General features: G+C 42.3%; 10 protein-coding genes. 5 read left to right on the plus strand and 5 right to left on the minus strand.

Annotated features, from left to right (window positions below; all coding sequences use genetic code 11):
• From PCRYO_RS10650 to PCRYO_RS13455, 5 genes are all read right to left on the minus strand, one after another.
• Entirely contained in the window at nucleotides 1-1578 is a 1578-nt protein-coding gene (locus PCRYO_RS10650; protein WP_011514398.1) for a DUF1513 domain-containing protein, read from the minus strand.
• Nucleotides 1579-1581: 3 nt separating this feature from the next.
• Complete coding sequence (locus PCRYO_RS10655; RefSeq protein ID WP_011514399.1) at nucleotides 1582-2745, minus strand: imelysin family protein; 1164 nt, start codon at nucleotides 2743-2745, stop codon at nucleotides 1582-1584.
• A gap of 121 nt (nucleotides 2746-2866) precedes the next feature.
• Nucleotides 2867-4549, minus strand: a complete 1683-nt coding sequence (locus PCRYO_RS10660) for a di-heme oxidoredictase family protein (RefSeq protein WP_011514400.1) — start codon at nucleotides 4547-4549, stop codon at nucleotides 2867-2869.
• A 279-nt stretch (nucleotides 4550-4828) separates the two neighbouring features.
• Nucleotides 4829-6277, minus strand: a complete 1449-nt coding sequence (locus PCRYO_RS10665) for an imelysin family protein (protein WP_011514401.1) — start codon at nucleotides 6275-6277, stop codon at nucleotides 4829-4831.
• Between the two features lie 313 nt (nucleotides 6278-6590).
• Nucleotides 6591-7244, minus strand: coding sequence for an OmpA family protein (locus PCRYO_RS13455; RefSeq protein WP_011514402.1), 654 nt, complete (start codon nucleotides 7242-7244; stop codon nucleotides 6591-6593).
• Between the two features lie 606 nt (nucleotides 7245-7850).
• Here PCRYO_RS13455 and PCRYO_RS10675 point away from each other — a divergent pair.
• From PCRYO_RS10675 to minE, 5 genes are all read left to right on the plus strand, one after another.
• Nucleotides 7851-8819 carry an acyltransferase gene (locus tag PCRYO_RS10675; RefSeq protein WP_011514403.1) on the plus strand — a complete coding sequence of 323 codons (969 nt, stop codon included), beginning with the start codon at nucleotides 7851-7853 and terminating at the stop codon, nucleotides 8817-8819.
• Between the two features lie 180 nt (nucleotides 8820-8999).
• Nucleotides 9000-10115, plus strand: a complete 1116-nt coding sequence (locus PCRYO_RS10680) for a hypothetical protein (RefSeq protein ID WP_011514404.1) — start codon at nucleotides 9000-9002, stop codon at nucleotides 10113-10115.
• An 86-nt stretch (nucleotides 10116-10201) separates the two neighbouring features.
• The gene (gene minC, locus PCRYO_RS10685; RefSeq protein WP_011514405.1) at nucleotides 10202-11074 is read left to right on the plus strand and encodes a septum site-determining protein MinC; all 873 of its coding nucleotides are present in this window, start codon (nucleotides 10202-10204) and stop codon (nucleotides 11072-11074) included.
• Between the two features lie 359 nt (nucleotides 11075-11433).
• On the plus strand, nucleotides 11434-12246 hold the full coding sequence (minD, locus tag PCRYO_RS10690) for a septum site-determining protein MinD (RefSeq protein WP_011514406.1): 813 nt from the start codon (nucleotides 11434-11436) through the stop codon (nucleotides 12244-12246).
• 2 nt (nucleotides 12247-12248) lie between these two features.
• Nucleotides 12249-12536: a cell division topological specificity factor MinE gene (gene minE, locus PCRYO_RS10695; RefSeq protein ID WP_011514407.1), complete on the plus strand. Its 288-nt coding sequence runs from the start codon at nucleotides 12249-12251 to the stop codon at nucleotides 12534-12536.
• Nucleotides 12537-12641: the final 105 nt, after the last annotated feature.

The following is a 12641-nucleotide window of genomic DNA, read 5'->3' on the forward strand; positions in this document are numbered from 1 at the left end:
TCATAGTGCTTGCAAATGATTATCAAAAGACATTGTATGGCGTCTGCTATCTGTGCCGATATTGTAATTTTTGGCGATAGCGTCTGTTTTTAGTTCTGAGTCTAATATTGTTAAATCATTGACAGTTAATCTGGTTAATTGACCTTGCCCATCACTAACGATAAAACCGGATTGTTGCTCTATATTAGTCTTAACAACATCGTTACCACTGCATATATTACGGCTATAAACGGAAGCACCTGCACAATCTGGCAAACTGATAGAGTTGATTAGAGCTCGAGTCGTTAAATCAAATATTGCTGCACACCCACCCATTGGCGTGGTTACACATAGTAAATTGCGTTTACTATCAACCGCAACGCTAGCGATATATTGGTGGAAGCGTTGCCATTGGTTATTTGGCATCATAAGGGGTTTAAAATCAGCATCACCGCGCTTGTGCGTCAATACTAATGGCACATTGATATGCTTTTCACCTTGGAACTGAATGCCTATCATCACTGTGCCATCATCGTGCATGGCTAGGTGACGCACACTCATTTGATTATGCTCAGGCATAATTTGTTCAAGTAAATCGCCATTATGGCGGTTTAAGTACACCAATGATGGGTGCATAGTATCGAGATTAAGCTCTTCACGCGATGCTCTCTCGGTCTTGATACCGCCATTAGCAATTACCAACGTTTTACCGTCTGGATGCATAATGAGCTCATGTGGACCTATACCGTACGATTCAAATTCTGCTATTTTTTGATAACCATTTTTAACATCATAAACACCGATTTTACCGTCTAAAATTAGCGTGTCATTTTCAGTCACGTATAACTTTGAGCCATCTGAGCTATAGCAAGCATGACCATAAAAATGACGGTTGTTTGCAGCGTTGAGCACAAATTTTACTTGTCCTGTCGCAGTATCAAGCACCCAGAATTTTTCACTAGGACGACGACCCATGACCACTACATCACGATTTTGATTGTGATTAACAAAGGTGTTTTGAGAATCAAAGGCAGGTTGGACGACAATATCATGGACACGTTCAGGCATGGTCGTTTGCCAAACGATTTGTCTATCGGCATCAATACCGACTACACCAAAATCATTTTCATCACTCTCACTTAGCAGTGAGATGTCTTTTGGCATAGAAGCCACGCCACTGACCCAGTATACAGGGCGAGTCAGCATAGTAGTGGTATGCATTGACCTAAAATCATTCGCAGACAAATCACGGCTACTAGGCTGGTTATCATTCATTGGTAGACGATACGCTTGTTGCCACGTTGACGCTGCCTGCTTGCAGGCGTAGCGCAAACGTCTAAGCATTGACTTGGAACCAGTAGCAGCTGATTGCACAGCATTCAATTGAGCATAAATACCGCTCACATAATCTTGCAGGCGAGCGTCAGCTAGGCGTTGCTTACGATAACGATGATGAATACCGACGAATGTTGCCGTACCAAGCGCTGTCAATAATGAGGTTATCAGCAGTTCACGGCTAAACGGTTTTGCTTTTAGCGCATCCGACTCCCTATAATTTTTACTCACTAAGACCTTTTGACTCGCTTTGATAATAGCCATTATTTAATCACCGTCGTTACTGTTAAAGCCGACACGGAGACCAAGTGCCGGAATCAATTGACGCTTAATTAAGCGCGTAACGTTAGTAAGATGATCATATAATTCTTGCTGCTTGGCTTTATCGGCAGTGGCTAAATCTTCTGGCATTTGTGCCAATAACGTAGTGGTATCAGCGAGCGCAGTCGATAGATTGTCAGCCACGTTATTTTCACTGTTGCTGCCCAAGATAGCAGTCAGTACCGGATCGGTCATGGCTTTATTTAAAGTCGCTAATTTTGCATTGATAATCGCGCGGCTTTGCTCTGCGGTCGCAGCAGGTAGATGACCTTTGGCTTTACCGCTCAAGCCTAATGGCTGATCAATGGCGTTAGATTTCATCGTCTCAACCAACGACAGTAGGGAATTAATCCATTCGTTCAATCCTTGGTCGCTCTCAACAGTTTTATCAATTGCTAATAGCTTAGTCGCATTTTGTTGCCAGTTTTTCTCAATAGCTTTTAAGCGTGTGCTCAGCGCACTACTCGCGCTTATAACATACGCACACTGACCAGCGTCCAAGCTGTCATTGGCATAAAGCACCTCTTCTAAACCGGGCACACCTTGGACAACGGCACTTTCATTAGCAAGTTGTTCAGCGGTCAGTTTTGGATTGGCAGCGATAAGATCCGCCACTCCGCTATGTACCAAGCCGCGCTCGTCAGGGTAATAATTGATATAAAGATTACTCATACTGGCGGTCGCAGGACCGAAGTTGACCATTTCAGCACTTGCCCATGCTTGTGCCAATACTAGCCACTGGTCACGTAGCGCTTGCAATTCATCACCGTTGACTGGCGCTTGTTGACAATGTTTTTGTGCCAAATCATGCAACAAATCACTTTGTTTCGCCGCGTCAGCGTAAGCAGGTATGACAATCTCATTGGCTACATGGGTCAAATAGGTCTTTTCAGTCTCAGCACTGATATCGACAGCGACTATTTTTTCAACATTCTTATCTGTATTGCCATCAACCGCAGAATTTTCGCCAGCTTTCGGCTCAGCACTGTCTTGTGCAACTTGGCGATCTACTTCAGCCGCTTTATTGTCATCAGCAGGTTTGACGCAACTAATAAGTATGCCAGCACTTAATGCCGAGAGCGCCATTGCTAGCGCATGGTTTATTTTCATAGATTTCTCAGTAATATTATCAATCGTTATCGTCGAGTATCAGTATCACAGTGATAGAGCCGTCAGGCGGATAACCTTATCTATCTGTCATTGAAAGATTAAAAAATACACAGTCAGACGCTTATAATGACTGTAAAAACGCACTCAATTCAGTACGTCCTTGTTTATCAAGCATCAGCACTTTTTGCTGCTGTTTTTTTGCTTCGCCGCCATGCCATAATACCGCTTCCATCAGCGTGCGGGCACGTCCATCATGTAAAAACGTCGCTTGCGGATCAACGGTTTGGGCAAGTCCAATTCCCCATAAAGCCGGCGTACGCCACTCATAAGAATTGGCTAAAAACTCAACTTGCCAATTTTTTGGCGGCAGTTTGCCAGCGATAGTGCGATCCGCAAGCTCATCACCCATGTCATGTAACAGCAGATCTGTATAAGGATAAATCACTTGTCCATGCTGCTCAAGATGATCATCAGCGGTTTTTGGTAGCTGATATCTTGGCGTATGGCAGCTTTGACAACCCATATCATAAAAGCGTTTTTTGCCTGCTAATACCAATTTATCCTCTGCATTACGGCGGTGCGGTACTGCCAAATTGCGCGTATAAAATTCTACAAATTTTGCCACTTCATCGTTGACTTCAACCGCAGGCTTACCATTGCCTTGCTCATCTGCGCCCGTTATCGCATTCTTACAAGCGGTTTGCGCTGGCATGCAGGATTCATGTGGACGGATATTTGAAGTTAAACCCATGTCTTCATTAAAGGCGCTTTGATTTTGAGTAATCAGCTTGGTTTGCCCTGCTTTCCAGCCAAAGCGACCTAAGGCAACTTTACCCGTTTGTGGATCCATGACCCAGTTAAATTTACCCTTAATATCATTGCTGTTTTTATGATTGCTAGCCGCTTGTTTTTTAATATCCGCATCGGGTATTTGTTCGAGTAGCCCAAGCCCAATCATAGGTAAAGCAACACGTGGCGATATCATCATCTCATCATCCAACGCACCATACCCTGGATTGGTCAAGTTAAAAGTTGGTGCGCGCAAGGTTTCGATATGTCCATCGGCAAATGTAACTGGTTTATCTGTCCACTGCACGGCAATTCTTGCTTCTGCTGGCACGCCTTGAATACCGCGATCTTGCAATTGACCACCATACATAGGATGAGCAATTTTCTCAATAAGTGAATCTTTTAACTGCTGACGCTGTTCATCCGTGGTCGCTGGCATCGCCAAACGAATCAGAAAACTATCGGCATCGTCCTCAGCAGTCATAGGAGCATGACCACGACCGTCTTTGACATGGCATGACTGGCAGGCAGCGACGTTAAATAACGCACCAAGACCATCACGGCTATCCGTACTGGCAGGCGCAATCACCCACGGCTGGCGGAAAAACGCATTACCAATAAAGAACGAGCCTTTGCGAGATGCGGTAATGTTCGATGAAGGTTTAGAGTAGCTCTCACTACTAGTAACACTAATTCCAGTATCACCGCCTTGCTTGATTTCTTGCGGATCAAAGCTTGCAAGCTGCTGCATAGGTACGCCAGCCAGCGCCTCAATCGTCTGAGTACGCTCAGAGTCCAGCAATTCAAATTCAACGCCTTCCGAATTTGGTTGGTCTTTGTTGGCTGCGTTATCATCTTTGACAGGCTGACAAGCACTGAGTGACAAGACACCCACTAATACCAGTGATAATGTAAATGGCGCAGACATGCCGACAGAGGCAGTTTTAAACTGGGATATAAGAGAAGAATGGAGTATGGGGCGTGGTTTGCTGATAAAACCTTTCTTGACGTGCATAGAGTACCTTAGTTCTGGTATAGAACCATTAAAATCGCATGCTATAAAATTTTTTATTGCTAGTCGATAAGTGGCAGCAGCACGCTGATTTATCTGGCTATTTTAATACGCTATGAAAAAACACGTTGCCAACCAAAATTGACAACGTGTTTATTATACATAACTTATTTTTTTATGAAAATAAGTCTCATTCACTGTTAGCGACTCATTAGGCATTATCGATCAATGCTATGTCAATCACTGCTATGCTTGCTGTTAAGACAGTAGATTAGTGAGCAATTAAAACTGCGAACCTGCATCTGCATCTAAATTGTCAATACCGACGGCTTTTGCGGCATTTTCAATACCAGCTGTCAGCTCTTGCAAACTTGTGATACTAGTTTCAATCCAACCGCGACGCTTGTTTTGCTCTTCAGCAGAAACACCATGTTTACTCGCCTGTCCTACAGTGGCAATCATCTGATCAATCTTGATATTTTCTTTTTCACCTTTTTCAACAATGACATTAAAGGCGGCTTCTACTTTTGCAAAATCAGCAGCCAATTTATCAGCAGCTTCAGTATTTCCTGTATCGATAAGATAGTTTTTCAGTCCATAACCACCTACGGTTTTGCCCGCGACTGTTTTGTAACTACCATTAAAGACATTCTGGATACCGCGAGCGTTATTGGCATAGCTTAAGTGTGTCAAGTCACTAAAACACTCATGCTCATCTTCAGTAGATCCAGTGACGAACGCTACTTGGATGCGCTGAGAGGCAAGCTCCCCAAGTGCTAAGCTGCCCATTTGATACATAATTTGGCGCAAACTATTGCTATCCCTACGTGCCATCATGTCGCTACGCAAGGTGTTTTCACTGTCAGGTTGCCACTGCGCTTCCATCGCGGTCAAATCATCAACCAGTAGTTGAGTTGCTGCTTTTAGATACTGTCCGCGGCGCTCACAGATACTAGCCTCAGGATTGACACTCTCGCCGCTAGTGCATTGACCGTCAGTCATTAGATAATCACTGAACGGGCGGTTGCCAGCACCTTCAGCGACGCCATTGGTATCTTGACCCCATAGCATAAACTCAATAGCATGGTAGCCTGTGGTCACATTGGATTCACTACCACCAATCTCATTCATCTCTGCGAGCAGCTCAGGCGTGATGGTACTGGTATCTTGCTTGAGGCTACCAACGCTAATGCTATCGCTATTAATGATGTTGTCTTTACTATTGTACTCGCCTTCATAGTCAGCGCTTACGTAGTCAATCAATGCTTCATCTAAAGGCCAAGCATTCACCTGCCCCTCCCAGCTGTCCGTACTACCAATATTACGATTGTCGTTGGCAGTCACAAAACCTTCATCGAATCTAAATACTTCAGTCTGTGAGTATGGCTGGCGCGCGGCTTTATAAGCGGCTTTTGCAGCATCCAAGTTTGCTTGCGTTGGTGTTTCTACATAAGTATTGACGGCGCTCTGTAAAAGCTTTGCCATCTCTAACGAATCTTTGTATGCAGCATGTGCCATATCCGCATAACTGATAAGCAAGCGATCCATATGAGCTTTATCAGCAGCTGATGAAGTTTTGCTAGCTGTTTTCTCTGCGGTTTCAACTGGTACATCTGTGGTCGCTTTTTCATCAGACTGTTTGCTACAACCTGATACCATCAATATACCTGTCAGTGCAGCAGCTAAAGTAGTCGGTAAGATTTTACGGCTTGTCACTGTCGTGATATTCATAGATTTCCTTGATGGGCTGCAAAATAAAGAAGAGATAAGATAAATCTTTCACATCGATACTAGTAATGAAAATAGGCGAAACCAGCACTGTATCGGGCATTGAAACAGCTTGATTATAGATAATAGCAATTATCAGTTTGCTATTAAAAACTGAAAAAATAGCTATCCGCAAAATAAATGCATGGGAATTATAATGTTATTGATAACTATTATCAAATATAATTTCTTAATGAGAGACAAAATTCAAGCCAAAAAAAAGGCCAGCTTTATGCTGACCTTTTTTCGATATTAAATATTAGCTAATCATTTAAAATTAACGAACGCTTTGTGGTGCGTTAACTGTCAGCTCAACACGGCGGTTCTGTTGACGACCAAATTCGCTATTGTTATCAGCAACAGGACGTGACTCGCCATAAGCAACAACATTGATACGGTTAGATGCTACGCCACGCGCACTTAAGTAGTTCGCTACTGCATAAGCACGGTCACGTGATAACTTCATGTTATAAGCATCAGTACCTTTACTGTCTGTATGACCAGCAATAGTAATGGTGTTTTGGTTATACTCATTCATTGTCGCAGCAAGTTTATCAAGCGTTGGCTTAAATGAGTTGTTCAAAGTCGCATCATCAAACGAGAAAGTGATGCTACCCGGCATAACCAGATCAATGTTGCCGTTAGCGTTTGGCTTAACCGTTACGCCAGTACCAGCCATTTGTTGCTCAAGCTGACGAGCTTGACGCTCCATATAGTAACCAACGCCAGCACCTAATGCAGCACCAATAGCAGCATCACGACCAGTTTTATCACCACCAGTAGCTTTTGAGATAGTCGCACCACCTGCAGCACCAGCTAGAGCGCCGATAGCAGACTTGTTAAGACGTTGTTGTCCAGTGTTAGGATCAGTGACACAACCGGTAAGAGCCAAACCTGAAGCGATTGCTGCAACCATTAATGTATTACGCATAATATGTCCTCTTAAGTTGAAAAAATAATCGTACTTTTATAAAAGACGCTAACGACAAATTAGCCATTAACTATATTGTTTGGGTGTTTATCGACACTAAAAGTATTATGGCAATCTCATTCTAATTCTGTGTAATATTTTGTCACATCTATGTATGAGAAGTGCATAAGTGTTGATAAATACGATTTTATTAAATGCATAATTTGCTATCGTAAGTCACGTTTACAGCCGTACACTCTATTTTTTTCTGCTAAAATCACTCAGCAACATTACAAGAATAAAAGTAAGGTTCTTATCACTTAAACGCTCTTTTATTAACAGCCAGTGCGAAAATCTAAATATGAAATCACTCTACATAGAATAATCTTTACTTATCAAAGCTTTATCTATAAAAGGCTGCCGTTAACTATTAATGTTAGCAGTATTTGTAGGCTAAGTGAATATGACTATACTATCAAGAGTCTAGCAAAGTCAAAATGCGTAAAAATAAGACTTATTATGTGTTGTCCTATTGCCTGCAAGCTAAGTCTTTGAGGCTATGTAGTGTTAGAAATACTTAAAACATACTATTGATATATTTGTAAAACTAACAGAGAGGAATGGGTCATGCGCTTAAACGCCACCATGCAAAAACTCCATCAGCGTGCCCCTAAATTGGGCAAAGCGGTTTCGCTAGCAACGGCAACGGGTGTCATTGCTGCCAATAGCTTTGGTGGTAGTATTCCCTTGTGGTTGATGGGTATGGGCAAGATTATCACTGGCGCCCCTATTGCAGATCAAACAGTGATTAAAATTACCAATCACTGGATTAGTAGTAACAATGCCTTAATAAAAAACCTCTTACCAAGAAAAGATTGGCGTATCACGCTACCTGATGATGTACATGTGCATGGCAAATATTTGCTCGTCAGCAACCATCAGTCTTGGGTTGATACCAGTATTGTGCAGTACATTAGCGAAAAACGCTTACCCCTCACGCGATTTTTTACGAAATTTGAGCTGATTTATATCCCGATTGTTGGTCAGGCTTTTTACTTCTTAGATTTTCCGATGATGCGTCGTCACTCTAAAGAAGCGGTTGCCAAAAACCCTGCTTTAAAAGGTAAAGATATCGAAGAGGCAAAGCGTGCTTGCGCGTTATTACAAGACAAACCCTTTACCTTGCTGAACTATTTAGAAGGCACACGCTTTACCAAAGAAAAGCATAATAAGCAAAACTCGCCTTATACCCATCTGCTAAAACCAAGAGCTGGCGGTTTATCGCTGGCGATTAGTGCTTTAGGTGAACACATCGATGGTATCTTAGATATGACCATTGTCTATCCTGATGGGGTACCAACTTACGGGGATTTGTGGAAAGGCAATATCAAGCGCTTAGGCGTTGATGTGCGCTATCTTGAAATACCTGATGATTTATTTTCTGGAATCAAAGAAGGTGGCTATGAAAACGATGAGGATATAAAAGCACAAATGTTTGATTGGGTAGAGCATGTTTGGCAACAAAAAGATCAGCGTATCACCACTATGTTGGCTGAGTTTGAAACCAATCCTAAGGTTGACAATTCGAGCAATTAAATGACAGGATTCTTTGAAAGAATATAAATGGCAAAATACCAAATTATAATGGTTGATGGCTTGTTTTTTGGCGTTATTCATTGATAATGTGAATGACCGTTAGAACGCTGTGTTGATTTTGTTGTGATTGGTGTAATACTTCTCATGACTGCTGCCATTTATTACTTATAAGGACTGACTGTGCCCGCCTCTTCCACTACTCGCCCGCCCATAGAGTCAACGTCCACGCTCAATCAGTCCTTAGCAGGGTCAGAGCCACCAACAGGGTCACCAGAGACTCCGCCTTCAAGACCAAATCGTCCTAAACCAAATCGTTTAAAGCTTACTTATGATATCGTGATGATTATCGCCATCAGTATTGATTTATTGGTTATCAGTACTGATGCTATTTTGATGAGTAGTTTTAGTAGTGACGCGGCAAACTGGCTTGGAATTTCCAATCAATTAATCTGGTATCAAAGTAATATCCATGACTCATTACGTACCGTGGGCGGCTTTTTTACCTTGTTTTTGATTGCAGAGCTGCTATTACGCTGGGCGATTGCCATCAAAGAAAAAATCTATTACCGCTGGTTCTTTTTTCCTTTTGTGCATTGGTACGAGGTATTAGGCTGTTTTCCGCAATTGCGTGCGCTGCGATTATTTCGCGTTGTTATTATCGGACAACGCCTATATCAACTAGGCTATCAAGTATTGCCTCAGCCATGGATCAATAGAATCAACTTCTATATCGATGTAGTATTAGAGGAGTTGTCTGACCGCGTTATTTTAACGACCATTCAGACCTTTCGGCAAGAGCTTACTGATCCGAAGAGGCAAAAATCGTTTATCGACTCTACCATCTCGCGCAATCGTGATGAGATTGAAGCCGCTATATTGTCACTACTGCGTAAAGAGATGACACCAAAACTACAAGCTCTAACTGAGTCAGCAGGTGGCGGCGCTATTATCGCTAGTGAAGTGGGCAATGCGATCCAAGATGGGCTTGCCAATACGCCAGAATTGCGCCGCTATCTGCGTATGATACCTATTGCGGGTAGCTTGATTGAATCACAGCTACAGCATGTGGGGCAAAATATTGGTGAAAATGTGGTTTATGCGCTCAACGAGCGTCTGCTTGACGCCGAACGCCTTGACGCATTGATGGTCGCTATCGCTAGTGGTATCGCTCAAATCGATACAGACAATCCGGCATTAGACCATCTCATTGCTAGCATTATCGATGATGGTCTGACAGAATTTGAAGCGCAAATAAAAGTTCAACAGTGGAAGCATCAAGACTTGCTTAAATTATAGAATCTTTAAAGCTTTAAAATAATGATTTGATAAGAAAAATATCACCACGAATATAGCATTACGATTACCTTTTGAGGATGTAGATTATGACCATTGCCGACAACTATACCGACACTTCGTCAGCCACGCCTGCTTTAGCCTTTTATGGCAAAATGCTGACCTTTTCACGGGTACAGTTTAGTACCGATGACTTTGTGGCGATTGCTGCTCAATTACAAAGCACGTTGAGCAATAAGAGCAGTCATATTCCTGTGTTGATTGATAGCGAGGTTGAGCAAGATCTATCAGCACTGGTCGAGTTGCTATGGTCTTGGGGTTTACAGCCTATCGGCGTCGTGACGGGGCTACTTGACGCGCAAGCACGTGAGCTACGCTTGGCAATATTTCCAGCAGATGGTAAGCGTATTGAACGCATTTTACCCAATAAAAAAGCAATAACGCAACTAAGCCAAGTTGCTGCTCCTACAACGGCTGCTACTGATAATAGTGAGTCTAAGACGGATAACGTGAGTGCTCAGCAAGCGCTACAAACAAGCGTGGAAATGCAAGCTGATTTATCTGTAGAAACAGCAGAAACCCTTATCAGTACTGAGCATATTACCAGTCTTATCTATGATCAAATGCTGCGCTCAGGACAAAGTCTCAATCATGTCGGTGGCGATTTGATTTTGACCAACAGTGTCAATAGTGGTGCTGAAGCTATTACTGATAACAACTTGCACGTTTATGGTCGTGCTCAAGGTCGCTTGGTCGCAGGTGCTACGGGCGATAAAGACGCACGCATTTTTTGCCAAGTTTTTAACCCCTCTCTGGTGTCAGTCGCCGGTACTTATTGCTTACGTGACAATCTGCCTGAGCATGTGATTGATAAATCGGTCGAAGTGCGGTTTTTAGAAGGTCAAGGTTTGGTATTTACGATCATTGATGAATCTCAGATTAATAAAGGCGTCAAACCCTAGTTGTTTATATATATTGTTAAATTTAAAAAGTAAATATGTCAAAAACCTTTTTAATTCATATTGTAGTAAGTTTATTTAACAAAACTGCGCTATGATGAATTTTTAGCTCTGCCACTATTTACCACACTTACGTCCTTATATATCAGTTAGGTAATCGCTTAATTTTATATCTTAGCCGTTTGTATGCTTTAATAGAGACTTGCTATAAGTTCTGCTAGATTTATGCTAGGCTTACGCTCGCAGAGAGTATATATACAGCGTATGGACGACCAGAAAGCATAATGCTTTATATATAATATATATGCTGTTTTATATAATAAATATCTCATCAATTCATCAATTTATAGGAGTGTGCCATTGTGGCGAAGATTGTTGTAATCACTTCGGGTAAAGGCGGTGTGGGTAAAACCACGACCAGTGCTTCTTTTGCCGCCGGTTTAGCATTACGTGGCTATAAGACAGTTGTTATCGATTTTGATGTAGGCTTGCGTAATCTAGACTTGATTATGGGCTGCGAAAATCGAATTGTTTATGACTTTGTCGATGTAATCAATGGCAATGCACGCCTATCACAAGCGCTTGTCAAAGATAAGCAATTGGAAAATCTTTACATTCTACCTGCCAGTCAAACGCGCGATAAAGATGCATTAACAGATGACGGTGTGGCAGAGATTATGGAAGAGCTTTCTAAGCAATTCGATTACATTATTTGCGACTCACCTGCAGGTATCGAACGCGGCGCGCAGCTCGCCATGTATCATGCGGATGAAGCCATCATCGTTACCAACCCTGAGATCTCATCAGTACGTGACTCAGATCGCATCATTGGTATCTTGCAAAGCCAGACCAAAAAAGTGGCTGAAAACCAAGGTTCTGTACGTGAGCATCTGATTATCACACGCTATAATGCAGAGCGCGCAGCAGCCAATGAGATGATGGATATTGAAACCATCTCAAATGACATCTTAAAAGTTCCATTACTGGGCGTTGTTCCTGAGAGCCATTCCGTGCTGGAAGCTTCTAACCACGGTGAGCCCGTGATTCATTATACCGACTCTATTGCTGGTCAATGTTATGATGATATTGTCGCTCGCTTCCTAGGGGAAGAACGTCCGTTACGTCATATTGATGTGAAGAAAAAGAGTCTATTACAGCGCTGGTTTGGGGGTTAATAATGAGTAAGAAAAAAGGATTTTGGAGTAGCTTATTTGGCACTGACGACAGCAATGCAGGCAGTGCCAATATGGCAACTGAGCGCTTAAAGGTTATTGTCGCAAGTGAAAATCGCTTAAACAATCGCTTGACCGCAGACCGTATCGAAAAAATGAAACGTGAGATATTAGAAGTGGTCAATAAATATGTCAATGGCGTACAGATTGATGATGTCAATATCAATCATCGTTCTGAAGATAGCTTGGACGTGCTTGAGATGAATATTAATTTACCTGAGCATAAAAAGTAAATTTATAGTTAGCTCATATTTATTTTGATCACTAAAAAAAGCCCTGTGTATGATACGCAGGGCTTTTTTACGGGTATATTTTACACTGTGGAAATTAAGAAATAG

It is taken from the genome of Psychrobacter cryohalolentis K5, assembly GCF_000013905.1.
In the GTDB taxonomy this organism is placed as follows: domain Bacteria; phylum Pseudomonadota; class Gammaproteobacteria; order Pseudomonadales; family Moraxellaceae; genus Psychrobacter; species Psychrobacter cryohalolentis.

Coding starts and splice junctions, on each gene's coding strand:
- PCRYO_RS10660 (WP_011514400.1), bottom strand. CDS start 4,549: ATGCACGTCAAGAAAGGTTTTATCAGCAAACCACGCCCCATACTCCAT.
- PCRYO_RS10650 (WP_011514398.1), bottom strand. CDS start 1,578: ATGGCTATTATCAAAGCGAGTCAAAAGGTCTTAGTGAGTAAAAATTAT.
- PCRYO_RS10655 (WP_011514399.1), bottom strand. CDS start 2,745: ATGAAAATAAACCATGCGCTAGCAATGGCGCTCTCGGCATTAAGTGCT.
- PCRYO_RS13455 (WP_011514402.1), bottom strand. CDS start 7,244: ATGCGTAATACATTAATGGTTGCAGCAATCGCTTCAGGTTTGGCTCTT.
- PCRYO_RS10665 (WP_011514401.1), bottom strand. CDS start 6,277: ATGAATATCACGACAGTGACAAGCCGTAAAATCTTACCGACTACTTTA.
- minC (WP_011514405.1), top strand. CDS start 10,202: ATGACCATTGCCGACAACTATACCGACACTTCGTCAGCCACGCCTGCT.
- minE (WP_011514407.1), top strand. CDS start 12,249: ATGAGTAAGAAAAAAGGATTTTGGAGTAGCTTATTTGGCACTGACGAC.
- PCRYO_RS10675 (WP_011514403.1), top strand. CDS start 7,851: ATGCGCTTAAACGCCACCATGCAAAAACTCCATCAGCGTGCCCCTAAA.